The following is a 25,230-nucleotide window of genomic DNA, read 5'->3' as shown; positions in this document are numbered from 1 at the left end:
ATTTTTTATAAATTTAATAAGATAAATTTGGTTTTGATTACTAAATTTTCTAAAAATTAGCAAAATTTAGATATATAAAAATTTAACAATATTTTTGTGACATATATTAGAAATAGAAAATAGACAATTTAATCTGAAAGGATAGGTAATGAACAAGCATTTATTTGCACTTTTGGCTTTGGCAGCACTTAGCAGCCACTCTTTAGCTCACGAATTTTGGCTTTTTGGAAGCAGCAAAGAGGCAACAAGCGTTGATATCGGCTACGCAGACGACTTCCCAACTGTTGAAAAGATCCCAGACAACAAGACCGGACTATTTGAAGCCCCATACATTATAAACAAAAATGGCGAGAAACTGAGCCTAAAGCAAAGCGGCGAAAACTACCATTATGAAAGAGCCAAACTAGAGGACGGCTCATACCTTATAGCTGGCGAGTACAAGCCTACGTTTTGGACAAAAGCAGGCGATGGCACATGGCACATGGGCAAAACCAAAGAAGATATCAAAGACGCCAAATACTGCAAAAAAGCAAGCATGAGCGCAAAAGGCGTCATAAATAAAAACACAAAAGATGGCTCAGTCACAAAGCCGTCCAACCAACGCCTAGAGATAGTTCCGCTTGACAATCCAGCAAATTTCAAAGTTGGCGTGCCATTTAAAGTGAAAATTCTATTTGAAGGCAAACCTTTAGAAAATGCTACACTTGATGGAACATTTGATGGCTTTTTGAAAGAAAAAAGCGCATTTCACGGAGAAACTGAGCCAGATGGTACGATAGAAGTACTTGCGCTTAAACCTGGTAAATGGCTGCTACAAACAGTGCACAAAATGCCATTTGCTAACTCAAAAATTTGCGACGATGAGACGATCGCTGCAACGCTTGCGTTTGAGCTAAAATAGATTAAATTTAAAATTTACCAAAGGGCGTAGTCAAATGCGCCCTACTCTTTTTATCTTATAAGTCAAATTTATCAAGACAAAATCAGCAAATTTATGTTGCAGCTAAATTTTAAAATTTGTATATTTTTAAAAGATTTAATAGAAACGATAAACTCCAGCGGTCATAATTTCATCGTTATTTACAATCTCTATTTTTTTAAATTTACTGATCTATTTTGTCTAAAACCTTTTACAAAATTCATTTTACTGCAAAAAAACGAGTGCTTCATTGCTTTATATGTGGGCAACTCTGGTAGTTTTTAGCACAAATTTACCTTTTCATAAAAATGACTTTTTGCAAATTTTTAGAATTTAGACAGCAAAATACGTGCAGCTTATTAAAACTTAAAATATTTATTGTTCAAATTTAGTCAATTTTTCAAAATTTGAGTTAAATTTATAAGAAAAATGGTGACCCATACGAGACTCGAACTCGTGTTACCAACGTGAGAGGCTGGTGTCCTAACCGCTAGACGAATGGGCCAAAAGATGGTGCCCCGTGTAGGTCTCGAACCTACGACCCCATCATTAAGAGTGATATGCTCTACCAACTGAGCTAACGAGGCAAGATTAAATATCAATAACAAAGTGTTATCTTAGAACTTATAATCTTAAAATTTAATTTGATCACTCAAAAAAACAAGAAAAAATAGAATCAAGAACCTTAACCTAAGGTTTAGTAGATGGCGCAGCGGACGGGGCTCGAACCCGCGACCTCCGCCGTGACAGGGCGGCATTCTAACCAACTGAACTACCGCTGCACCTAAAAGTATGGTGGTCGCTATAAGACTCGAACTTATGACATCCACCTTGTAAGGGTGGCGCTCTACCAACTGAGCTAAGCGACCTAAATTTAAAATATCTGGCGACCCTTAGAGGATTTGAACCTCTGTTTCTACACAGAGAAAGTAGAGTCCTGAGCCACTAGACGAAAGGGTCATAAACCCAAAAAATGGTGTCCTGCGTTGGATTCGAACCAACGGCCCCCTCATTAAAAGTGAGATGCTCTACCGACTGAGCTAGCAAGACATAGTTATTTAAAAAAGAATTGAGATTATACAAAAAACATTATTATATGTCAAGAAAAAATTAAATTTTAAATCAAATTAAAGCTATTTTGTCCGCTATTTCTAAGCAAAAAATATAAAATTTTATTTTTAAATCTTATAAATTTAAAGCCAAAATTTCTTAGAAATTCAAATCATTTTTACTTTGTAGCCCAACAAGCAAAACACAATCAAGTACACAATCTGCTTAGTGGCAAATTTAATTCTTGCCTAAAAATCTTACCGCCATTTTTCTAGCTTTTTCTATCTTTTCGGCTCTGTTTTGATCACTCATTTCTATCTCATTATTTAATAATAATCATTAGGGTTAAACCCACCAATCCCAAATAAATACATACATAGGCAAATAATGCGATTGCACCAAAAAAGCAATAAACAGATTTCCCCAAATAATTAGATTCATCTTTTATCTTTTGAGCAATTCTTTTTAATTCTCCAAAATCAAAAAAATGTTTTAAATAGTTTCCTTTTAGATAAACTGAGTTCAAAAGTATAACACCTGCTATCAATAAAAGAAACCAAAATTTTGTTAACCATGTCAGTGCTATCATCCCTATCCTTTCATGACCATAAATTTAAAAAAACGTTCATACTACATATCCTTTTTTCATACCGCCACTTAGGCTATCGTTTCTAAATTCTCGCTACTTTTCGTTGCGCCGCTATCCATAATCTTCTCCTAAAAAAATATTCTTAAAATCGTACTTACGATCATAACAAATTGCAGGAATAACAATTTTTGCTAAAAGAAAAATAAAATATTTTTAAGCCCCAGATACTCTTTTTCAAGATCATTTAAACTTAGCACTAAGTTTTACTTTATCATCTCAAGTTTGGCTTTGCAGGCATCTTTGTAAGCGCTTGTGAAATTTGAGCCAACGCACTCGTCCAAATAGCCCTTAGCTAGTTTATACTGCTTTTGCCTGATGTAAATTTCACTTGCCAAATTTAGAGCATGCAAGCGGTCTTCTGGCTCAAGTTTCATATTTAGTATAAATTTCGCCTCATCAAGCGCCTCGTCAAGGTTATCTGTCTTTAGTGAAGCCTCCGAGTAGTCAAAATTTAGCTTTGGTGAAAAGGTATTTATCTTAGCTCTAGTTTGCAGCTCAAGCGCCTTTTTAGCGTAGGTTGCAGCGATAGCATAGTCGTTGCTCTTCATCGCATAGTCACTTATAGCCGCATACGCCTCGATGATCTTAAAGTCCTGCCCCCTTAGCTGCTCGATCGCACTGATCGTTGAGACCGCCTCAGTAAAGCGCTTTAGCGCAAGCAGCGAGTAAAATCTATCAAAAAGCGATGGCGTAGGATCCGAGTACTCGACTGCTGAGCCAAGCGAGAGCGCGTCATTTGCCGCAGTGATCGCATGCTCGTAGTCTTTATTTTTATATAAAATTTTGCTCAAATTTACCAGCCACTCGACTCTATCTTCTAAATTTTCATCCTTTACATGCGCCTTGGCAAGCTCTAGCGCATCGTTGTAACGTGCCGTTCTAAAGTAGCAATTAAATAGCTTGAACTGTGGCAAAGAGACCTTGCTCACATCGTAGTTTTCGAGTAAATTTACAACCGCCGTGCAGTCATCTTTGATGAAAAACTCTTTTGTTAGCTCAAGCGCAGCCTCATTTACTAACTCCATTGCCCGGCTTAAATTTTCATCTTTTGCGAGGTTGTTATAAGCTAGCGCATCGGCAAATTTACGCTCTTTTAGATCAAGCTCGAGCTCGCTAATGAGCGCTTTTTGGCTGATATTTGTGCCTGCGTATTTTTCGATGAGCTCTTTATATCTTGCGTGAAGTGCGGTGGCATTTTTGTCGTCCTCTTCAAAAAATAGCCCATCCTTTGCCTTAGCGACCTCATCGATATAATCGCCATATTTAAACTCTTTTTCGTATCTGTTTAGATACTCATACGCCCTTTTTTCATCTTTGGTTTTGGCTAAATTTAGCGCTAAATTTTTTAATGCTGCCTCGTAAAAATCCTTTGTCCTATCGCTATTATTTACCAAAATTTCATAAATTTTAGCAGCCACATCTGGCATATCTTTGCTGGCAAATGTATAGGCTAAATTCATCGATTTTGTCGGATCGTTCATGAAAAATTTTTCATTTGCATTTGCGATCTTTAGTACAAATTTCTTCGCCTCGTCAAATTTCTCTTTATCGATATTTGCATCTGCTAGGCTTAGTGCAGCTCTACTTGCAAGGTCGATGTCATTTGTCGAGTAGAGCACCTTTTCATAGTCGCTTAGCGCCTCTTTTTGCCTGCCTATTTTATATAGGTAGTCAGCATAATCAAGCGTGGCAAGCTTTGTAAATTTAGACTCTGCGTGCTCTTCACTTAGTATGTCAAGCATATATTTTGCATCACTTGCGATGCTATCTTTGAGGTAAGCTCTGGCGATGAGATATAGCACCTCTGGATAGTTCTCATCAGAAGGGAATTTCCTTATCCAGGCTCTGCCCTCGCTTACGATATCTTTTGGCTCAAGCCCTTCAAACTCACTCTTTGTCTCAAAAATTTTATCAAGCGCTCTTAGCCTAAAAAGCAAAAACTCGCTTGAGAAAAGACTGGTTGGGTGCCTTTTCATCGCTGTTTGCGTATCTTTTACCACGCTTTCATAAGCGCCCTTTTCGTAAGCTCTTTTTATATTTATGTAGATGTCTATGTCGTTGCTATCAAGCCCAGCGATAGGCGCTTTGTTAAGATCGAGCGCTCCGATGCTTGGACTTAGCATATCTCTAAAATCAGGCGAAAAATTTAGCCCAGATACTCTTTTGTTATTTTCGCTAAGCGAAGTGTCGATGATGATGCTAAAGTGCTTTGAAATGGTTGTCTTTGGCGTATCTTGCACGCTTGGACTGCTGTAAAGCTCAGTTTGAACATTTAGAAGTTTTGAAGGCGCTTTTGGCATGATGACGATGAAGAGCTTGCCGTCTTGCTTTTTATATTTTATGTCCATTAAAGGTAGCGTCGTATCTTCGATCTTTGGCAATATCCCATCATCGAGCATACAAACGTAGCGCTTCGTATCATAGGCTAAAATTTGCTCCACACATTCAAATTCTTTCTCATCGCTTAGCTGAAGGACGCTATAAGGCTTATTTGCGTTTGCGCCACTGTTTAGGCTAAGGCTAAAAGCAGTTAGATAAAGCGGTAAAAATAAGATGGTTAAGAGCTTTTTCATGCCGCCATTATAGTTAAATTTTCTAAAATCCTGAAGCAAAGACAAAATGCTCGATAAATTCCAAAATCGCTCCAGAAAATAAAAAGGCAAAGACCGTGCCAGCAACGGCAACTCCAACGATCACTTTTAGCGCCATCGAGACATTTGAGATGTAGATATTTTTATCTTTTACGATAGGCTCTTTTAAAAACATAAAGACGATGAGCTTTAGGTAGTAATAAATCGCAATCGCAGAGTTTATCATGATGATGAGGCTAAGCACGACGTAATCAGACTTTATGAGCGATGAGATAAGCACCATCTTGCCCCAAAATACGCTAAAAGGTGGTATGCCAGCAAGGGCGATCATGAAAATTCCCATTATCACGGCATAACTTGGCAAAATTTTAATAAGCCCTGAAAATTTCTCATACGGATGTTTAAAGCGCTTGTCCCAGCAGACGACGTCATCGCACCTTGCCACCCAGAGCATAGAAAATGCGCCCAAATTTGCAAACAAAAACATGATCCAGTAGAAAAACAAGGCGACATTTGCCTCGTGAGAATTTGCTACAAGCGCACAAAGCACGACACCAGCGTGAGCTATCGAGCTAAAGGCGAGCATCCTTTTGACATCTTTTTGCACTAGCGCCATGATGTTTGCAAGGCTCATCGTAAGCACGGCGATGATGTAGAGCATATCTTTTATCCATGAAATTCCAGAGCCCTCAAGCATCGCAAAAATTCTTAACGCGACGATAAATCCAGCAACCTTTGGCACGATCGACATATAGCCTGCTAGCGGGGCATTTGAGCCCTCATAAACGTCTGGTATCCATGTGTGAAATGGTATGAGCGAGAGCTTAAAACCAATGGCTGAAGCGATGAAAACGCAGCCAAGAAGGATTATTAAATTTTGATTTAGGCTAAGATCTTTTATGACAACGCCGATACGAGCGATGTCTATTGAGTTTGTTGCCAGATAAAACATCGCTATCGCCATCGCAAAAAAACCAGCCGAGAGCGAGCCCATCGCGAAGTATTTGATGGCAGCCTCGACGCTTTTTGCCTTGTTGTGAAGGGCGATTAGGGTGTAGAGGCAAAGCGAGCTGATCTCAAGGCCTAGAAAGATGATTAGTAGGTTGTTTGAGCTCACCATAAACAAAAATCCAGCGATCATAAACAAAAATAGCGCGTAATACTCGTAAATTTTATACTCAAAATACTCTTTTGTGCTAAGTGCAAGAGGGATAAAAAGGGCTGAGGCGATTAGGATAATGATCTGCGAGATGATAGAAATTCCATCGACTAAAAGCATATCCCAAAAGCTTAGGCTAAGCCCGTTAAAATCAAGCGTAATGCCTAAATTTACAAATATAGCGATGATGCAAAATACGCAGTAGAAATTCCTCGAAAGATCCTTTTTTATCGCTCCAACTATGAGGATAAAAAGCGCAAAAACCATCATGCTAAGCATCGGCGAGAGTGATTGCAAAGAGATCTCGTTGAGGTCTAAAAAGGCTATTTCGTTCATAGTTTGCTCCCGCCGTTTAAAGATGAAATTTTATCCTTTGTGCCGCTATTTACAGCTCTAGTTTGCATTTTGCTTATGATATTTTGCACGCTTGGCTCAAGCGGTTTTAGTATCAAATTTGGTGCGATACCAAGAGCGATTATGAGCAAGCAAAGTGGCACAAGAGCGGCTAACTCTTTAAAATTTAGATCTTTTAGGCTTAAATTTTTCTCCTTGCATTCGCCAAAAAAGACCCTTTTATAAAGTACTAGCATATAAACAGCGCCCACGATGATGCTAAAGCCACCAAGTAGCGCAAAGAGCTTGTTTAGCTTAAATACGCCAAGCAGGCTCAAAAACTCGCCCACAAAGCCAATCGTTAGTGGCAGGCCGATACTTGCAAGCGTTGCTATAAAAAACACAAGCGCGTATTTTGGCATCACCTTGGCAAGGCCGCCAAATTCGCAAATTTCTTTTGTGTGAGCTCTCTCGTAGATGACGCCAACTAACAAGAACAAAGCGCCACTAACGATGCCGTGGCTTATCATTAAAAATATTGAGCCGCCAAGGCCTATTAAATTTAGTGAAAAGATGCCAAGCATGATGACGCCCATGTGTGAAATGGAGCTATAAGCGATCACTTGCTTCATATCGCTTTGCGCGTAGGCAACTAGGGCTGCGTAGATGATCATGATGATAGCTATGACGCAGACAAAGCCACTTAAAAGTAGGCTCGCGTCTGGAAAAAGTGGAAGTGAAAATCTCACAAAGCCGTAAGTGCCCATCTTTAAAAGCACGCTAGCAAGCAGCACCGAGCCGATAGTCGGAGCCTGTCCGTGCGCGTAAGGTAGCCACGTGTGAAATGGAAATAGCGGAGTTTTCACGCCAAAAGCGAAGAAAAATGCTAAAAATAGCCAAATTTGAGCATTTTCTCCGATGCCAAGCTTGTACCAATCAAGCAAGTTAAAGCTAAATACGCCGCTTTTTTGATAGCACAGATAGCCGATAAAAATGATCGCCACTAGCATAAAGACAGAGCCTAAAAATGTGTAGATGAAAAATTTAATCGCAGCGTAAATTCTATTTTTACTGCCAAATGCGCCGATGATGTAAAGAAGTGGTATGAGGCTAAGCTCCCAAAAGCTGTAAAACAAGATCATATCAAGCGCGCTAAAGACGCCCATCATCGTGCTCTCTAAAAAGAGTACACTAATAACAAGGTGCTTTAAATTTCCATCATCACTAAGGGCTGCGATAGAGATGAAGCTCATAAATGCGCTAAGGACTATAAGCACAAGCGAAATGGTGTCGATGCCCACAAAATAGCTGATATTTAGGCTTGGTATGAGCGAGACTTGATGCGTTAAAACAAAGTCATAACCCTGAAAATCGACATTTAAGCAGATAAAAATGGCAAGCAAAAGCTCGATTAGCGCAATGCTTGCTCCATAAAATTTGATGCTTTTATTTTCTATCAAAAAGCCAAGTATTGCGCTTATTGCTGGGAAAAATATGATGACACTTAGCATTATTTGGCTCCGTTTAATAAAAATATAAAGCTTAAAAGCAAGGCAAATCCTGCGACCATAAACCTAAGCATGACGCTTAGATCTCCGCTTTGCATCTTGTTTGCAAGATATGCAAATTTAGTAACCAAAAGTGCGACAAAATCGACACTTTGGTCGATTATCATTTCATCAAATTTCTTACAAATTTTAGAGATTAAAGCGTAGCCATTTATAAAAAATTTCTCATAAAATTTTGGTATAAAGTAGGCATTTTGCAAAATTTTATAAACTCTACTTTCGCAAATGCTCTCTTTAAAAATTTCTTTTTTATAAGCAAACACAGCAAAGCCAGCGCTTGCAAGAACTAAGCCAAGTGTTAAAACGAGTAAGAAAATTTCACTGCTGTGAGATAAATTTAGCTTAAAATCACCAAGGCTGTTACTTAAAAACTCACTAAAGTTGCTCCAAAAAAAGCCACTGATGACTGAGAGCACACCAAGTACGCTCATGCCAACAAGCATGTAGCTTTTGGCTTCATGTGCGTGTTCATCACTCTTTGGCCTTGCAAAAAAGACTAGCATGACAAGTCTAAAGCTATAAAATGCCGTAAGCACCGCGCCAAAGAGCAAGACGACCCACAAAATTTGATCTTCACTAAAGGCGACCTCTAAAATTTTATCTTTTGAAAAAAAGCCAGCAAATGGATAAAATCCAGCCAGTGCGCAGCTTGCGATGATAGAAAGTAGTGCTGTTGGCTTCATAAATTTATAAAGTCCGCCCATCTTTTTGATATTTAGCTCATCATTCATCGCGTGCATAACGTTGCCAGCGCATAAAAAGAGAAGCGACTTGAAAAATGCATGCGTGACAAGGTGAAAAAGTGCGATCTTGTAAGCGCCTAGACCAGCCGCTACAAACATATAGCCAAGCTGCGAAAGCGTCGAGTAGGCGACTATCTTTTTAAGGTCATTATGCACTAGCGCGATGCTTGCGGCAAAAATCGCTACAAATGCGCCAAGGCAGGCGATAAAGTGCGATACTTCGGGCACATTTGCAAAGATGAAATTTGCGCGTATGACTAGATAGACGCCAGCTGTTACCATGGTCGCAGCGTGGATGAGTGCAGAAACCGGAGTTGGTCCCTCCATGGCATTTGCAAGCCATGTGTGAAATGGAAACTGCGCGCTTTTACCCATGGCGCCTATAAAAAGAAGTGTGGCGATGATGCCCAAATTTAGCCCAGAAAGGTCGCTTCTAGCGTTAAAAACCTCGCTAAATTTAAGCGAGCCAAAGCTATAAAATATATAAAAGATGCCAACAAGCATGGCAAGATCAGCCACTCTGTTCATCACGAAAGCCTCGTTTGCAGCGACGTTTGCGCTAGGTCTTTTATACCAAAAGCCAATGAGCAGCCACGAGCAAAGTCCAACGCCCTCCCAGCCGATAAAGAGCCCTATGAAGTTATCGCTTGAGACAAGGACGTTCATGCAAAAGACAAAGAGCCCCAAGTAGCTAAAAAAGCGGTTAAAACTCGCGTCATCTCTCATGTAGCCAATGGAGTAGATATGCACGATGCTAGCGACCACGCCCACGGTGCTAAGCATCACAAGGCTGATCGCATCAAGGTAGAAGCTAAAGCTAAGATCGAGCGAGCCTAAGTTTATAAACTCTTTTAGGGTTAAATTTAGTGGCTCATCTACGCTAAGACTAGCCGTTAGCATGAGTGAAGCTGTGGCGCTAACGATCATGAGAAGCGAGCAAAAAAGACCGATAAATAAATTTTTACTACTATTATGCGAAAAGATACCAGCTATGATGAAGCTAAGAAGCGGGAAAAATAGCGAAATACAAAATAAAATCATCTCTTAGCCTTTCATATTTGTCATCGAATCTAAACTGATACTGCCAGTCTTTTTATACCAAAGCACGAGAAGACCTAGTCCAACAGCGACCTCGCTAGCGGCGATAGCTACTATGAAAAAAGCGATGATCTGCCCAGTTAGGTCAAAGTAGTATTTTGAGATGGCTGCAAGTGCGATGTTTGCTGAGTTTAGTAAAATTTCGCTTGAGAAAAATAGCATTATCAAATTTCTTCTTCTCATTATGCCAACAAGCCCTATGACAAAGACTAGACTTGCTAGGATGAGGTAGTGAGTAAGGCCTATCATAGCATCTCCTCAAATTTGCTTTGCGCGTCTAGGTCTTTATGTATCAAGATGATGCCAGCCACCATCGCCACAAGTAGCATGATAGCGCACATCTCAAAGGCCAGCAGATACTTGCTAAAGAGTAAAATTCCAACCGCTTCGATGTTGCCAAGATTAGCGAGGGTAGAATTTACCACCTCTTGCTTAGCGCTATAGATCGGCGCTAAAAAGATAAATATCAAAAGAAGCGCTATGAAGCTGCTTAGAAGATAGACGATGATCTTTGCTTTTTTGCTACTTTTTGGCTCGCACTCCTTGCTGGTGTCAAAAAACATCATCGCAAATGCGTATAAAACGACCACCGCACCTGTATAGACGACGATTTGCACCACGCCTAAAAACTCAGCCCCAAGCAAGAAAAATATAGCCGAGATAAAAACCATGCCAGCAGCTAGCGCAGAGACCGCATTTAGGGCGTTCTTGCAAAGCACGCTAAAAGAAAAACTAACTAATATAAGGGCGCTAAAAAGATAAAATGCAAAGCTCTCATACATCGCTTGACCCTTTTAAATTTATATCCATCACTTCTGCCTTATCTTCATTTGTAAGCGCATTTGGCGTCTTTTTCACTAGACTATTGGCATTTTTAGGTAGTGCGCCATAGCCCTCAAACTCGGTTTGATCTTTTAAAAATTTATCATCTGTTAAAAACTCAGCCTTTGTGCCAAAAAGGATTTTATTTTTACTTGCGACCTCATACTCTTGCCCGCAAACTATGGCAAGCTCAGGGCAGACATCAGCGCAAAATCCGCAATAGACACACCTGCTTAAATTTATCGTGTAGCTTGCGACCTTTTTACGACCATCCTCGCCAAGCGAAGTCTTCATCGAGATGCAGTTGCTAACGCAAATTTTCTCACATAATCCACAGCCTATGCAGCGCTCATTTTCGCTTTCAACAAATTTTAAAAGCCTGTGAATCCCCCTATATCTGGCGTTTAGCTCCATCTTTTGCATAGGGTACTTTAGAGTGTGCGACTTGCTAAAGAGCATCTGCTTTAGCGTGATCTTTAGCCCCACCAAAAGATCAAGCTTAAAAGTAGCGGCGATGAAGTGCTTAAATTTATCAAATGCCCCTTTTGGCTCTATCTTTTCGTCTATCAAAATATATCTTTTCTCGCTCATTTTACGCCTTAGATAAGTAGTGCAAAGCCGGTGATTACGACATTTAAGATGCCAAGCGGAAGTAAAATTTTCCAGCAAAGCATGCTAAGCTGATCGACCCTTAGATGCGGCCACGACGCCCTCGTCCAAAGAAAAAAGAAAAATACTAGGCTTGATTTTAAGATGATCATCAAAGCACCTGGGATAAATAAAAACTCATTAAAACCGCCCAAAAACAAAAGCGTGATAATGATGCTTGCTGCGATCATGTTGGTGTATTCGCCGATAAAAAACATCGCCCATCTCATGCCGCTATACTCAGTGCCATAGCCTGCTACGATCTCGGTCTCGTTTTCTGTTAGGCAAAATGGCGTTCTGTTGCACTCAACAAAGCTTGCCATCACAAAAAGCACGAAAGCAAGGGGTTGCTTGAAGATGAGCCAGTTAAAGATGCCTTTTTGGTAGTTATTTATATCAACTAGCGAGAGTGAGCTAGTCACCATGACAACGCTTAAAAGTGCCATGCCAGCGACCACTTCGAAGCTAATCAGCGCCACGACTGCACGAGCGGCGCTGATTAGTGCAAATTTATTATAGCTTGCAAGACCTGCTGCAAGTGGCGAAAAGACACAAACTGCTGCCACGCCAGCGATATATAAAACGCCCACGTTTATATCTGCAAGTATCGGTCTAATCGTATGCCCAAAAACCTCAAACTCCGGCAAAAATGGCACAGGCGCAAGCGCTGCAAATGCCGCGATAGCAGAGATTAGAGGGGCGATAAGAAATATAAATTTATTTGCATTTGCTGGGACGATGTCCTCTTTTGTAAAGAGCTTTATCATGTCAGCCACGATCTGAAGCACGCCAGCAGGTCCCACCATATCAGGTCCCACACGGCGCTGCATGTAGGCTAGCACCTTTCTTTCGGCGTAGGTCGCAAGCCCAGCGAGGCTAGCCATGACGGCCAAGATGACGACTGCTTTAACAATAGTTGTTATCACAAAAAATAGCATTTCACTCATTCTCTGCCTTTATTATTTTTACGCTTGCGTAGCAATTGCTCTCAAAAATGGCGCTTACATCAAGCTTCTCGTCGTAGTCGCCAAGATAGGCTGCCACGCCTCCTAGCTCGCTATCAAGCTCCACGCAAATGGCAAGCTTTTGCCCATTTTTTTCTAAAATGACAGCTTCGTTTTGTGAAATTTCAAATTTAGCCATAAACTCGCTACTTGCGTAAAGTTTCGCGCGCTTTGCGGTCTGACTGGCATAGTTTGAAAAAAATGAAGGCAAATTTATAGGATTTGCAAAGCTTATTAGCGCCTCGTCTTCTTTTAAATTTAGCTCACTTTGCTCTTTAAAAAGTAGCTCTACATCATCTTTTGGCGTGAAATTTGAAATTTCAAGCTTGTAGCCTCTGTGGCTTGCGCCGTCATTTGCGTAAAAATTTTCTAAAACATCAAATTTAACGCCATTGTAACCCTTCTCTTTTGGTAGCTGGGCTGTATAGTCGATCGTATTTTTAGCCACTAGCCCAAGCGCATTTGCGATATCGTTTAAGAAGTAGCCATTATGAGCCAAAGCCGCATTTGTCGGCACTACTTCGTTATTTATGCTTGTAAATGTGCCCTCTTGCTGATTTAGCGCACCAGCGTCAAGGTCGCCCTCAAAAATGCTAAATTTAAACTCACCCATTTCATTGTATCCTAGCGTCTTGCCAGGCTTTTTCTCGCTTGAGAGCGTACAAATTTTAGCCACGCCAAGCGAATTTGTGCGAGGTGGTATGAGCATCACAGCAAAAGGCGTAGCTCTTGCGATCACTCCAGCAAGGGCTGCAAGTAAATTTGTATTTTCATGAGCGTAAAAGTCGCTACCCAAAATGAGCGTAAATTTAGTCTTGCCCTCGATCAAGGCGGCTATCTCTAAGCCAAAGCACTCTTCAAAATTTTCAAGTCTAGTCTGAAGTGCTGCTGGTAAATTTTTGCCCCAGTTTTTAAGCACAAAGAGTAAAATTTGCTCCAAATCCCCAGCCTCATGACTCACACAGGCGAAATTCTTTGAAAATTTCTTCACGACCTCATCAGCGATGTGATGAAAGTAAATTCCACTAGCTTTATTCATCTTAAGGGCGTTATTTAGCTTATAGCTTGTTACTGGGCTCTCGTGGCGTAAGAAGCTACCAGCAGAAATGATAAAGTCGCTATTTTTTAGGCTCTCATAGTCTGCGTTATATGAGCTAAGACCGCTAAATTCGCTAAAAATATTTAAGAAATTTTGAAATTTAAAAGCCTCATCGTTTAGTAAATTTAGGTCAAATTTCTCCCTCAAGCGCTCCAAAATAAGTGCCTCTTCGTTTGTTATGAAGCTATTAAATTTTATATTTTTTATATTGCCGTTTTTAAAATTTGAGATGAGCTCGTTAAATTTCGTCTCATTTTTACGGGCATTTTCGTTGTGAAAGTCGTAGGCAAACCTAGCAGCCCCACTTATCTCGCCAAAGTGAAAGTCGTTGCTAACGCGGTAAATTTGCTTGCTTCTATCGCTAGTGCTTTTTTCTTTTACGTCATAAAAAATGAGCTCGCAGTCGCTTTGGTGCGGATTTGCCGCTGGGACACGGCTTAGCTCCCAGATGTTTGAGCTGTACTGAAAATTTGAGCTAACAAGCGCTCCAACAGGGCAAACGCTTATACATTCGCCACAAAACGAGCAGTCCAAATTTGCGCCAACGCTTGGGCCAATTAGGCTCTTTTGCATCTTGCTAAATACGGCGTAGGCATCTTTTGGCATGCTATCTTTTAGCTCTTTTGGCACTTCAACGCCTCTTGGCACCGTTTTTAGCGCACTTTCTCCGATCTTATCTTTGCAAACCGTCACGCACCTCTCGCAGACCACGCAAAGGGCTGGGTCGTAGTTTATGAGCCCCCATTTTTTGTGCGGTTTATGCGTGTCCTCTATGGCAAATTTTTGCTCATTTACATTTAAATGCGTTGTCAAATTTTGCAGCTCACACTCGCCACTTTTATCGCAAACGCCGCATTGAAGGGGGTGATTGACGCAGTAGGTCTGCATGATCGCATTTCGCTCGGCAGCGATCTCTGGCGTATTTGTGTAAATTTGCATATCCTCTTTGGCTTTGGCGTTGCAGCTATAGACCACTTTGCCGTTTGCTTCGACCATGCAAAGCCTGCAAGCAAGCGTTGGCGAACAGCCGCTAAGGTAGCAAAGCGCAGGGATGTAGATGCCATTTGCCCTTGCGATGTTTAGGATGCTCTCGCCCTCGTTTGCCTCTAAAATTTGATCGTTTATGGTGATTTTCATTTGCTAACTACTACTTGTTTAAATGCATATCCATCAAACTCTTTTGCGCCAAGCAGGGCAACCGTGCCTTTTAGCGACGGATTAAGCCTAAATTTAGCACTCACCCTAAAGTCTTTTGCCTTTAAATTTAAGGTTTCGCCATCCTTTGCCTTTGCCACGATGCCAAACTGCACGCCACCAATGATCTCATCGCTTGCGTTTTTGTTTAGATAAACGACCGCTCCGTCAAAATTTTCAAGCTCTCTTAGCTCGCTTACTTCTTTGACGCTCACAAATTCTTTGACCTCGCTGCCTGCTAAGACGACATTTTTACCTAAAATTTCAAGTAACCAAAATATCGCATCTTTATCTGGATGAGTAAAGAGCGAGTCATCGATGATCACGTTTTTAACGTCCTTTATCCACTCGCCAAGCTCCTCAAACTCCTCCTCGCCCACGTTGCACTCGCCACTTATCAGCCCATCATCAAGCTCGTCAAAAAACTCATTTTGCACCAAATTTGCATACTTACAAAGAAGCGCTAAGACGTAGCTGATCGATCCTATCTCGCAGCGGATCAAATTTTCGCCGCCAAGCTCGTTATCTTCAAAGCATGAGATGTATTTAAACTCGTGTTCTTTTATCTTTTTTGCTAAATTTTCGTCGCTCAAACTTAGTAAATTTGCGATACTTAGGCTCTTGCCTGCTATTAGATCATTAAATTTCATATCTTGCCCTTTTTTATCGTTAATGCCCAATCAACTTGGTTAAATTTAAGCGAGTTCATCACCTCACAGTTTAGGTTATAAGCCAAATTTACAGCCTTCTCCACGCCGCTGTAATCGCCTATCTCAAACAAAAATATCACCACTTCGCCTGGCTCGCTAGCCTTTATCTGCTGCCCAAGAGTGCTCAAAAACTCGCCCTTTAGATGCCTAAGATCGACCCTTCTCATCTATCAACCTCGCCTAAGATGATATTTGTGCTGCCTATTATCGCAGCGACATCTGCCACATACTGCCCAACTAGCATATCTTCATAAATAGCGCAGTGCCAAAAGCTTGGAGTGCGAATTTTTAGGCGGTACGGGCTTGCGCTGCCGTCTGAGTTTATATAAATTCCAAGCTCGCCCTTTGGCGACTCACTAGCAAAGTAAATTTCACCCTTTGGTGGCTTTAGCCCCTGAGTTATCAGCACAAAATGCTGCATTAATGAGTAATTTTGGCTCATTATCTGCTCTTTTGAGGCGCTAACATACTCTGGCGCGTCGGCGATGATAGCGGGGCTACTTGTCTGATACTTACTAACGCACTGCTTTAAAATTTTCACGCATTCTCGCATCTCTTTCATATAAAGTAGGTATCTCGCGTAGCAGTCGCCCTTGGTGGCGTAAGGCACGTCAAATTCTAGCTCGTCATAGATGAGATATGGCTCTTCTTTTCTGATGTCGCGCGCGATGCCACTTGCTCTTAGCATGACGCCAGAGCAGCCGCTACTAAGGGCTAGTTCTTTGCTAACTACGCCCACGTCAATAAGTCTTGCTTGCCAAATTCTATTTTCACTTAGCAGATCTTCATAAAGCGTGATGTCGCTTGGAAATTTCTCGCAAAATTTAAGTAGCTCCTCGCACCAGCCATCAGGCAGATCAAGCGGCACGCCACCGATCCTTATGGAGCTATGAGTTAGCCTTGCGCCGCAGTATTTTTCTATGAGATCAAGGACGTATTCGCGCTCTCTAAATGCGTATAAAAAGACGCTCATTGCCCCCACGTCAAGGGCGTGTGTGGCTAAAAACAAAAGGTGCGAGCTGATGCGGTTTAGCTCCAAAAGCATCACTCTAATGATCTGCGCACGGCGAGGCACTTCTATGGCGCAAAGCTTCTCCACAGCCGCGCAAAATGCGTAGTTATTCGCACTTGAGGCGATGTAATCCACCCTGTCAGTTACTGGGATAAACTCCTGATAGGTCATATTTTCAGCCATCTTTTCAACGCCTCGGTGCATAAAGCCAACCTCTGGCATAGCGCGCACGACCTTTTCTCCGTCAAGCTCAAGCACGAGCTTTAGCTGTCCATGTGCGCTTGGGTGCTGCGGGCCAAAATTTAGTATCATCTTGCCGTCATTTTGCTCAAATTCTAAATTTTCAAAAAATGGTTTTAAGCGGTTTGGTGCTTGGCTCAAGGTCGTTCCTTTACTATCTGGCTTTGGTTAAATTTAGCCTTTTTGACAAATTTCACACCGCCTTCTTCTTGATACTCGTAGTCTTCATTTTCATCAAACACACGTGAAAATCCGAAGGTATCTTTCTCGTCCACAAAGGCTGGATCACGGTTCTCTTCGCCGATCTGCTCTCTAAATTCACGCCCAAAAATTTTATCCACCTCGTACCATTTAGCAGCCTCGTCGCCAACTAGCGGATAGCTTTTTAGTAGTGGGTGCGAATGCCAGTCATCTGGCATGATGAGGCGCTTTAAATTTGGATGATCTTTGATAAGAACGCCACTTAGATCATACATCTCGCGCTCCGCCCAGTTTGCGCTTTTATAAAGCTCGCAAACGCTTTTTAGCATTTCGTCCTTTTTAACAAAGCACTTTACTCGTGTGCGCCTATTTTTAGTGATGCTAAGAAGCTGATAAAAGACCTCATATCCACCTTTTTGTGCTATAAGATCAACCGCCGCAAGCTCGCAAAGCTGTTCATATCCGAATTTCTTTAACGTTTCAAGTGCTTTAAAATTTTCACTTGAATTTACGTAGAGAACAAGCTGCTCAAACTCCACGTAGCTAGATAAAATTTCCACTCCGCTTTGCTCTAAAACAGCTAGCTCTTCGTCAAATTTAGAGCCACTTGCTGCCTCTTTTGGCGTCTGCTTGGCGATATAAAATTTCTCGCTGTAATACTGCTTTTTTTGCAAGTCGTTTTTTGGCTTATACTCTCTCATATCTCAAGCTTTCTTGGCTTTTGCGCCCTAAATGCACTTTGTTTTCTTATCTTTTTTTGAAGCATCATAAGTGCGTACTGAAGCGTCTCTGGACGCGGGGCACAGCCTGGGATGTAGATATCAACAGGTATTATGCGATCTACGCCTTGAACGGTTGAGTAGGTGTTAAACATGCCTCCAGTGTTTGCACAGCTACCCATCGAGATGACCCACTTTGGCTCAGGCATCTGATCATAAAGGCGCCTTGTAAATTCAGCGTGCTTTTTAGTTAGTGTGCCAGCTATGATCATCACCTCCGAGTGCCTTGGGCTAGCCCTAAAAATGGTGCCAAATCTATCAAAATCATACCTACTAGCGCCACTTGCCATCATCTCGATCGCACAGCAAGCAAGCCCATAGCTAAGAGCCCATAGCGAGTTGCTCCTGCCCCACTGCACGAGCTTATCAACGGTTGTCAAAACCACTGGCAGACCGCCATTTGCAGCGTAGTTTATCTGATGCTTTGCCATTTAAAGACCCCTTTTTGCCAAGCGTAAGCAAAGCCGATAAGTAAGATCGCCACAAAAAGCAGCATCTCAATGAGCCCAAATAGCCCAAGCAGCCTAAAATCCACCGCCCACGGATACATAAAAATGACCTCAACGTCAAATAAAATAAATAAAATTCCATAAAAAAAATAGTGAATATTTATCTTATTTGGCTGTTTTACGGTTGTCGGTCCGCACTCGTAAAAGCCCACTTTTAGGCGCTCGGTGTTGCGGTTGGCTAGCTTTTTGCCTATCTTTGAAGATAAAAATGTTATCAAACTAAACGAACAAGTAGCTAGCAAAAGTATGATGAAAGCGCCAAGATAACTGCTACCAAGCTCTGAGTGTGACATGCCTCTGCCTTTATGAAATTTTCAAAATTCTACTAAATTTAAATTTATTTGAGCTTGAAATAGCTCAAGAGTGACGAAGGTATTATATTTTTGTGTAAAAATTACTCTTTATTTTATCTTTTCGACGGCATCTTTTGCGGCGCTGGCACGCTCTGCCTCATCAAGCTCGCACACAAAGCCATCTTTTACTAAAATGATCCTAGTTGCCACGTCAAAGTAGCTATCATCGTGGCTCACGGCAATAACGCTTATGCCCTTGCTTTGCAAAAATGGCAAAATTTCTTTGTAAAATTTACGCTTAAATAGCGGCTCTTGATCGGCCGCCCACTCATCAAGGATAAGGATAGAGCGGTGCTCTAAGATGGCTATTAGCAGGCTTAGGCGCTTTCGCTGGCCGGTTGAGAGCTGCGTGGTGCTAAGCTTATTATCAACAACACTTACCTTTTTATCGATCTCAAGCAGAGCCAAGAGCTCCTCTATATCGCTTTGGCTGGCAAAGCCATCACGAGAGAGTGTTTGCGAAAATAGATAAAAATCAGCAAAAATAGCGCTTATCTTTGCCTGATAGCTTTGTAAATTTGCCTCATCTATCTTTGTGCTATCAAGGTAAATTTCACCGCTACTTGGGCGGATAAGTCCGCAAAGAATGTTTATAAGCGTGCTTTTACCACTGCCATTTTTACCGATGATAAATGTTATCTCGCCGCGTTTGATCTCTAAATTTACATCATTTAAGCTAAATTTGCCGTGGTCGTAGCTAAAATTTATATCCTTTAGCCTGATACTTTGCCACTCATCGCTTAGGCTATCATCAAATTTAAAGCCTTCTTTAAATTCATTTAAATTTAAGTTCATTATCTTCTCTAAGCTCACTTTTGCGCTAAGTGCGGCTGGTATGGAGCCAACCATACTCATAAATGAGCCTCTTAAAAATAGTATCGTAAGGCTTATGCTAAGCGCCGTTTGCAGGCTCGCCCAGCCAAATGCCACGCACAAAAATACGCAAAGTCCGACTGAACCAAGGAGCATCACATTTGTGAAATTATCACTTAGCGCGTGAAATACGTCAGCTTTTACCATGCTTTGGCGCTTTTTGTCGCCTGTCAAATTTAGTTCATCAAAGCAGACACTTGCTCTTACTCTATTTAGACTTAGCTCTCTGTGCCCCTCGACGATGTCGTCATAGTGCTTTTGCAGCGCGTCATCTTGCGTCCTGGACTCTTTGAAGTAAAAGTGGATCTTTTTCATCAAAAGCGTGTTTATAACGAGTGTTGCGCCGATCCAAACGGCTAGAAATATAAAAACTTTTGGCGCGATCACGCAAAGATAGATGCTTGCGCAGATGATGAAAACTAGGCTTTGTATAAAGCCAGTAGCGCTCATAAAGGCAAATGTGATCGTTTTTATGTCGTTGTTTAGACTTGCTATAATCTTTGCCTTGCCGATCTCGTTTATCACGCTATTTGGCGTGTCTAAAATTTGCTTTACGCTTTGATATCTAAGCTCATAGATAAATTTATGTCCAAAATTTGTGAGTGAGATGTTTGCAGCGATGGCGCTTATGAAAAATAAGACCAAGATAGCTATAAATTTAACCGCCACAAAGGCGTCAAATTCTTTTAAATTTACAAGTTCATTGTTGATAAAAGAGAGCGTCCAGACGCCAAGCCCGCTAAAGGCAAGCGTCAGGATCACTATTTTGATTATTGAAAAAAGATTGCTTTTTATTAAATTTGCAAGCATTACATGGCAGCACGTGGCTGGATGATGTTTTGATCAAATTTTTGCTCGGTATTTTCACTCATGATGTGAAGCACCTTGCTGCGTTTGATCTTCGCGTCATCCTTAAATATCGCGCGCACCTTGTCCATGCCAGCGTAGAAGTCACGCATGAGCACGACGCAGATGTATTTGCCAAAAAATGTTGGCTTGATAACGCCATTTTCTTCGTAGATCGCATTTACAAGTTTTAGCAAGCTAAGCTCGACAAATAGGTCTTTGTTGATGTTTGCATCGTTTTGCTCGTTGTAGGTTTTGATATCCACAGCACCGTCAAAAAGCCTTGTTAAAAATGTATATTTTAGTCTCTCTTTTTTGCTAAATGCGCATTTTGCGATGACTGGGCTTTGTCTTTCTTTGACCTTTCTGCCGTAGTCAAGTAGGTTAAAGGCATTTATCACAAGCTCACCGTCAAGGAAGCTAAACGCGCCACTACCAACGCCCACGTACTCTAAATTTGAGCCTACATATTCGTCGCGAAGGTCTGCGCTTTTTTCATTTGAAAATGCCCAGGCATTGCTTTGCCTGTAGCCACCCTTAGCAAATTCGCTCACGATGATCTCGTAAAATTCGCGCTCATTATCAACGTTTGAGACGCCAAGTGCGCGAGCGATGTTCTCTCTTGTTAGCTCTGATTTCATGAGCGGATAGAAGGTGATCTGCTGCGGAGATATTGATTTTGCGACGTTTATGTCGTTTATTAACTGCTCTTTTGTTTGATTTGGCAGGTTAAAGATGAGATCTAGGCTGATAACTGGGATCTTGCCAAGAGCCTGCTCTATCTTTCTTTTTGTCTCCTCGGCCGAGCCAAATTTATCATATCTACCAACTCTTTTTAAAGTCTCATCATCAAAGCTTTGCACGCCTACGCTTAAGCGGTTGATGAGCCCATCAAAACGGCTTAGGCTCTCTGGCGAGATGTGATTTGGGTCGCTCTCTGCTGAAATTTCTTCGATGCTAAAGAGATCTTTTGCGAGTTTTAGCGTTTTTTCAAGCTCTGGCTCGTTTATAAGCGTCGTGCCGCCACCCACATAAAGCGATGTAAAGTCAAAGCCAGCCTCTTTTATCTGCCTCATCTCCTCGCGTAAATTTTCAAAGTAAATTTTCGCAAGCTCCTGCTCGTAGTGGTACTTGTGAAACGAGCAATACGGGCAAAATGTGTGACAAAATGGCACGTGCGCGTAGAGCATATATTTTTTGTCTTTTTTTGGAGTTTTGGTGTAAGTCGTGTTTAAAATGTCTATGTTAAATTCGTTATATAGCGATTTTTGTATAGAATTATGAGCGTAATTTACAGCAAAACTCTCAACAATATTTTTAAAAATCATAATTAATCGCCTTTTGTAAGTTGGTCTTAAAATAATGCACTAGGATAGCTAAAATTTGATAAATTTTATCTTTGCCGTAATGCTAGAAATTGCAAACTAATAAATTTCAAAGCATTCTTAAAATTAATTTACTTTTCACTAAAATTTTTCAGAACCCTTGTAAAACTCGTTGCTTATTTGAAATTTTTTACCATTTTTAGTTTCTAAAAAATATGTCTTGCTTGATATAAAATTTGTTTTAACATTATAAATTTTTATAACTTTGTTGTCAAAAAACTGGCAAGTTGTTTTATTCTCATCAAATTTATTATTTATATCGCAGGTTATATCTTCAGGCAATGTAAACTTTGCTTCATAACTCAGAATAATTTGTTTGTAGTCTATGTTGCCAATATTAAGTAGTTTTACACCAAAGTCAGCAAAAACAATAAAACCACAAGAAAAAAATAAAATTAAGGAAAAATAAAATATCCATTTAATATCTTTAATGCTTTTTACATTTGAAATAGTTAATAAAAATATTATTAAGAGTGACATTATAAAAAACCAGGCAGCCAAGCCTTTTATGGCTGTATCTAAAAAAATATTACATAGTATAAAAGAAAATGATACAAACAATATCATAAATATAATCTGCACTCGTTCATTTTTTCTAAAGTATATAAGGAAATTGATAATTATAAAGCTTAGCAATATATCCGCTAATAAAAAATATCGTAAATTTGAAAAACGAATAACAAAAATTTTTAAAAGCGGTAAAGATAATGTAAATAATGTCATGCTAGCAGATACGCTAAAAAACGTACAATAAAATCCTGGGTATTTTTTTTGCAAAAGACCATTTTTATCCTCATCATCAAAAAGAACACCAAGACCAATTATAAGCAGAGAAATTATTACCATTATAGAAGCAGTTACCGCTAAAACTAAACCACCCAAATTCAAAGCATCACTAATACTTGCAATTTCTACCTCATGTGTAGCTGCAAATAATATAAAGGCACAGATAGAAATTGTTGGAATTATAATTTTAACGTGTTTTAAACAAACGCTATATAATTCTTTTAAAAATTTTAGTTTTATATCGCTAGAACTTACATTTTGATTACTCATAAAAAGCCTTTTTTAATTAAATTTAGCTGCTAAAGTTAGAAAATAACTTTTAAAATCTACTTAAAATCTCTCAAGCCTATTAAGTATTTTGGGCTTACTTGCCCTTACAATAATTTATGCACTCTTTCAAACAATTTATATTTATTAATCTCAGTTTAAAAATTTACCTTTAATAAATTTACAATTTCTTAACATTTTTATCTTCTCATCTTTTCTTAATTAAAAGGATCTTATTGTCTAAGTTTTTATCTTTCATATTTTTTTCTTGAAATGACCTTGCTTGAGTCAAGCTCAAATTTCACTCCGTCTTTTGTCTGCAAGTAGTAAAATTTACCGATATTGCAAAGTGACTTCACGTCATAAATTTTAACCGCCTTTTCATCTATCTCGCAAGGCGTTTGCTCTTTGTCTTTTGCCTCGCAAAGTGAGCTAGGTAGCGCCTTTAACGCACTTTTATCCACAAGCAAAAATTTATAATCCACATCGCCTATGTTAAAGGTTTTTGCTGTGTATTTGATAAACAAAAGCGAGTTTGAAACGATCATAAGCGAAAGCGCAGCGTAAAAAACAAATGAAAAGTCCTTTGTCTCTTTGATGCTCGCAACGCCCAGCATAAAAGAGAGCATAAACGAGCAAAAGAGTATCCAAAGTGCCAAAAATCCGCCATTTTCTGAGACGACAACCGAAATGATAAAGAGCAAAAGCATGATAAGCGATAAAAGATAGATGATGAAATTTGATCTATCTTTAAAGAAAACTGCCAAATTTACCCCAGCATAAGAGAGCAAAAGTAGCGATAAAATGGCGCCCCAGCTGTAGTTTAGCTTGAATGCTGCAAAGGCTAAAATGGCAAATGAGATGAGCGTTAAAAAATAGATGAAATTTGAGCTATAAAAAAATAGAAATTTCGGCTTTTTAAATTTATATTTTTTATCGTCATTTTGGTAAAGGTAGGAGACAAAGACCAAGATAGCGATCTCAAAAGCCGTCACGATCGCGGTCGCACAAAATAGCAAGATGCCTGTAAATATCATCTCTGAGCTATCTAAACTCGGAAAATAGCCGATCTCAAAGCCAAAATACAAAAAGTAGCAAAGCATGCTGACGACTGGGACGATGAAATTTGAGTGCTTAAAGAAATTTGTAGCGCACTCTTTTATAAAATTTGCCTTTAAATTTGCCGAGTGCTCGCCAAGACGGCTCTCAAAATACGAATTAAAAAGCAGCTCATTTTTGACCTTTTCAAGCTCCTCTGGATCTCTTGAGAGCGCCTTTTTGTAAATTTCATAGTTTTGCTTGCCAAAGTCCTTTATAATCTCATCTTTGATATCCAAAATGACAAGAGTGATCTGCTCTTTTATCTCGCCGAGCCTTTTTGAAACTTCAGCAAAATTTGTCCTATTTAGCTTTAAATAAAGCTCACACTCGCTTTCTAAAAGTGCTATTAGCCTACCTTGTTTGCTGCTTATGATATGAGAGTTTAAAAACCTAGCCTTAATAAAATTTATAAATTTACTAGCCTCTTTTACGCTCTCATCTTTTTCATCCAAAATGTCTTGATAACTCAAATTTAAATCCTAAAAATTTACACGAAATGCTATTTAAGCACCTTTGCGATTTCGATCCAGCCTATTTGCCCAGCAAGTTCAGCTGCGGTTTTGCCACTTTTTGTGCGGGCGTTTTTGCTAGCGCCGTTTTCTAGCAAGAGATTTACGATCGTTAAATTCCCAGCAAGTGCCTCATGGTGAAGCTGCGTAAAACCAAGCTCGTCGGTGTCTGCGACCATGCTTGGATGCGCTTTTATATACTGCTCCACCTGGCCGCGCATATTTTTGCTCATCGGATGCTCTATCAAATTTTCTGGATGCTCTTTTTGCTCGAAAACCACCAAAATATCTTTAAAATCGCCAAAATCAAGCCCCCAAGCCGCATCATGCTCGGCTAGCTCATCTTTTTGCATGCGTGAGCGCATCGCCTGCACGCTAAAGCCGCCATAAGCACGTCCGCCAATGGCAAAAAGCCAGTCGCTCATATCGGTAAATTTTGCACTTATTTGATCACCAACTTTGACGTTTTGCACGCTATCAGGCTCATTTACGAGCGTGCCATATATCGTCTCTCCGTCAAATTCAACATCATTTACCCACATGTGCTCGCCCACCTCTTCGCCGTTTATGACGTCTAAAAAGCAAATTTTTACCATCGCATAATCAAGCATAGGTGCGATCCTGCGGCGCTCCCAGTAAAGCTCACGCCAAAAATACTTAAAGCTCTCACGAGCTTGCTCAAATGCGCGCTGCATATAGTCTTCGTCGCTACTTACAAAATAGATCGGCATCTGCTCGCCAAGGTCTATTTGTTTGCCAAGTATTTTCTCAAAAAAGCCCAT

At 40.3% G+C, this 25,230-nt stretch carries 22 protein-coding genes and 6 tRNA genes; 1 reads left to right on the top strand and 27 read right to left on the bottom strand.

Annotated features, from left to right (window positions below; all coding sequences use genetic code 11):
• The first annotated feature begins 148 nt into the window (after positions 1-148).
• Positions 149-901: a DUF4198 domain-containing protein gene (locus F3G91_RS07815; protein WP_149701199.1), complete on the top strand. Its 753-nt coding sequence runs from the start codon at positions 149-151 to the stop codon at positions 899-901.
• Positions 902-1,349: 448 nt separating this feature from the next.
• On the opposite strand, the gene F3G91_RS07810 is transcribed toward F3G91_RS07815, so the two are convergent.
• The 27 genes from F3G91_RS07810 to F3G91_RS07680 form a co-directional block, all read right to left on the bottom strand.
• Positions 1,350-1,424 (bottom strand) — tRNA-Glu (locus F3G91_RS07810).
• A 6-nt stretch (positions 1,425-1,430) separates the two neighbouring features.
• Positions 1,431-1,506 (bottom strand) — tRNA-Lys (locus tag F3G91_RS07805).
• A gap of 118 nt (positions 1,507-1,624) precedes the next feature.
• A tRNA-Asp gene (locus F3G91_RS07800) sits at positions 1,625-1,701 on the bottom strand.
• Positions 1,702-1,712: 11 nt separating this feature from the next.
• Positions 1,713-1,788 (bottom strand) — tRNA-Val (locus F3G91_RS07795).
• Positions 1,789-1,803: 15 nt separating this feature from the next.
• Positions 1,804-1,879, bottom strand: a tRNA-Glu gene (locus F3G91_RS07790).
• Positions 1,880-1,893: 14 nt separating this feature from the next.
• Positions 1,894-1,969 (bottom strand) — tRNA-Lys (locus F3G91_RS07785).
• 322 nt (positions 1,970-2,291) lie between these two features.
• Complete coding sequence (locus F3G91_RS07780; RefSeq protein ID WP_148789900.1) at positions 2,292-2,558, bottom strand: hypothetical protein; 267 nt, start codon at positions 2,556-2,558, stop codon at positions 2,292-2,294.
• A 263-nt stretch (positions 2,559-2,821) separates the two neighbouring features.
• Positions 2,822-5,191 carry a tetratricopeptide repeat protein gene (locus tag F3G91_RS07775; RefSeq protein ID WP_149701198.1) on the bottom strand — a complete coding sequence of 790 codons (2,370 nt, stop codon included), beginning with the start codon at positions 5,189-5,191 and terminating at the stop codon, positions 2,822-2,824.
• 22 nt (positions 5,192-5,213) lie between these two features.
• On the bottom strand, positions 5,214-6,704 hold the full coding sequence (gene nuoN, locus F3G91_RS07770) for an NADH-quinone oxidoreductase subunit NuoN (RefSeq protein ID WP_004317979.1): 1,491 nt from the start codon (positions 6,702-6,704) through the stop codon (positions 5,214-5,216).
• A complete protein-coding gene (locus tag F3G91_RS07765; protein WP_149701197.1) occupies positions 6,701-8,212 on the bottom strand; it encodes an NADH-quinone oxidoreductase subunit M in 1,512 nt (503 codons plus the stop codon). The genes nuoN and F3G91_RS07765 overlap by 4 nt, the downstream gene beginning before the upstream one ends.
• Positions 8,212-10,053, bottom strand: coding sequence for an NADH-quinone oxidoreductase subunit L (gene nuoL / locus F3G91_RS07760; protein WP_149701196.1), 1,842 nt, complete (start codon positions 10,051-10,053; stop codon positions 8,212-8,214). The genes F3G91_RS07765 and nuoL overlap by 1 nt, the downstream gene beginning before the upstream one ends.
• A 3-nt stretch (positions 10,054-10,056) precedes the next feature.
• A complete protein-coding gene (nuoK, locus tag F3G91_RS07755) occupies positions 10,057-10,359 on the bottom strand; it encodes an NADH-quinone oxidoreductase subunit NuoK (protein WP_004317991.1) in 303 nt (100 codons plus the stop codon).
• Positions 10,356-10,892 (bottom strand): NADH-quinone oxidoreductase subunit J, encoded by a 537-nt coding sequence (locus F3G91_RS07750; protein WP_087583018.1) that lies wholly within the window; start codon positions 10,890-10,892, stop codon positions 10,356-10,358. The genes nuoK and F3G91_RS07750 overlap by 4 nt, the downstream gene beginning before the upstream one ends.
• Positions 10,885-11,523 (bottom strand): NADH-quinone oxidoreductase subunit NuoI, encoded by a 639-nt coding sequence (gene nuoI, locus F3G91_RS07745; RefSeq protein ID WP_149701195.1) that lies wholly within the window; start codon positions 11,521-11,523, stop codon positions 10,885-10,887. The genes F3G91_RS07750 and nuoI overlap by 8 nt, the downstream gene beginning before the upstream one ends.
• 8 nt (positions 11,524-11,531) lie before the next feature.
• Positions 11,532-12,527, bottom strand: a complete 996-nt coding sequence (gene nuoH / locus F3G91_RS07740; RefSeq protein ID WP_149701194.1) for an NADH-quinone oxidoreductase subunit NuoH — start codon at positions 12,525-12,527, stop codon at positions 11,532-11,534.
• On the bottom strand, positions 12,520-14,820 hold the full coding sequence (locus F3G91_RS07735; RefSeq protein WP_149701193.1) for an NADH-quinone oxidoreductase subunit G: 2,301 nt from the start codon (positions 14,818-14,820) through the stop codon (positions 12,520-12,522). Before F3G91_RS07735 ends, nuoH begins: the two co-directional genes overlap by 8 nt.
• Complete coding sequence (locus F3G91_RS07730) at positions 14,817-15,527, bottom strand: hypothetical protein (RefSeq protein WP_149701192.1); 711 nt, start codon at positions 15,525-15,527, stop codon at positions 14,817-14,819. Before F3G91_RS07730 ends, F3G91_RS07735 begins: the two co-directional genes overlap by 4 nt.
• Positions 15,524-15,754 carry an NADH-ubiquinone oxidoreductase subunit E family protein gene (locus F3G91_RS07725; RefSeq protein ID WP_107965677.1) on the bottom strand — a complete coding sequence of 77 codons (231 nt, stop codon included), beginning with the start codon at positions 15,752-15,754 and terminating at the stop codon, positions 15,524-15,526. The genes F3G91_RS07730 and F3G91_RS07725 overlap by 4 nt, the downstream gene beginning before the upstream one ends.
• The gene (gene nuoD, locus F3G91_RS07720; RefSeq protein ID WP_002942445.1) at positions 15,751-16,980 is read right to left on the bottom strand and encodes an NADH dehydrogenase (quinone) subunit D; all 1,230 of its coding nucleotides are present in this window, start codon (positions 16,978-16,980) and stop codon (positions 15,751-15,753) included. Before nuoD ends, F3G91_RS07725 begins: the two co-directional genes overlap by 4 nt.
• Positions 16,977-17,741, bottom strand: a complete 765-nt coding sequence (locus tag F3G91_RS07715; RefSeq protein WP_149701191.1) for an NADH-quinone oxidoreductase subunit C — start codon at positions 17,739-17,741, stop codon at positions 16,977-16,979. The genes nuoD and F3G91_RS07715 overlap by 4 nt, the downstream gene beginning before the upstream one ends.
• Positions 17,738-18,250 carry a NuoB/complex I 20 kDa subunit family protein gene (locus F3G91_RS07710; protein ID WP_012001120.1) on the bottom strand — a complete coding sequence of 171 codons (513 nt, stop codon included), beginning with the start codon at positions 18,248-18,250 and terminating at the stop codon, positions 17,738-17,740. The genes F3G91_RS07715 and F3G91_RS07710 overlap by 4 nt, the downstream gene beginning before the upstream one ends.
• Positions 18,232-18,621, bottom strand: coding sequence for an NAD(P)H-quinone oxidoreductase subunit 3 (locus F3G91_RS07705; RefSeq protein ID WP_149701190.1), 390 nt, complete (start codon positions 18,619-18,621; stop codon positions 18,232-18,234). Before F3G91_RS07705 ends, F3G91_RS07710 begins: the two co-directional genes overlap by 19 nt.
• A gap of 108 nt (positions 18,622-18,729) precedes the next feature.
• Positions 18,730-20,364 carry a multidrug ABC transporter permease/ATP-binding protein gene (locus F3G91_RS07700; RefSeq protein ID WP_149701189.1) on the bottom strand — a complete coding sequence of 545 codons (1,635 nt, stop codon included), beginning with the start codon at positions 20,362-20,364 and terminating at the stop codon, positions 18,730-18,732.
• Positions 20,364-21,728 carry a coproporphyrinogen III oxidase family protein gene (locus tag F3G91_RS07695; RefSeq protein ID WP_149701188.1) on the bottom strand — a complete coding sequence of 455 codons (1,365 nt, stop codon included), beginning with the start codon at positions 21,726-21,728 and terminating at the stop codon, positions 20,364-20,366. Before F3G91_RS07695 ends, F3G91_RS07700 begins: the two co-directional genes overlap by 1 nt.
• A 138-nt stretch (positions 21,729-21,866) precedes the next feature.
• Positions 21,867-22,841, bottom strand: a complete 975-nt coding sequence (locus tag F3G91_RS07690) for a hypothetical protein (protein WP_149701187.1) — start codon at positions 22,839-22,841, stop codon at positions 21,867-21,869.
• 245 nt (positions 22,842-23,086) lie between these two features.
• Positions 23,087-24,409 carry a hypothetical protein gene (locus F3G91_RS07685; RefSeq protein WP_149701186.1) on the bottom strand — a complete coding sequence of 441 codons (1,323 nt, stop codon included), beginning with the start codon at positions 24,407-24,409 and terminating at the stop codon, positions 23,087-23,089.
• A 29-nt stretch (positions 24,410-24,438) separates the two neighbouring features.
• On the bottom strand, positions 24,439-25,230 hold the full coding sequence (locus tag F3G91_RS07680) for a DUF2314 domain-containing protein (RefSeq protein WP_149701185.1): 792 nt from the start codon (positions 25,228-25,230) through the stop codon (positions 24,439-24,441).

The organism is Campylobacter concisus (assembly GCF_902460715.1).
In the GTDB taxonomy this organism is placed as follows: domain Bacteria; phylum Campylobacterota; class Campylobacteria; order Campylobacterales; family Campylobacteraceae; genus Campylobacter_A; species Campylobacter_A concisus_AK.
Note: the sequence above shows the minus strand (reverse complement) of the source record. Positions and strands in the feature narration are given on the sequence as shown.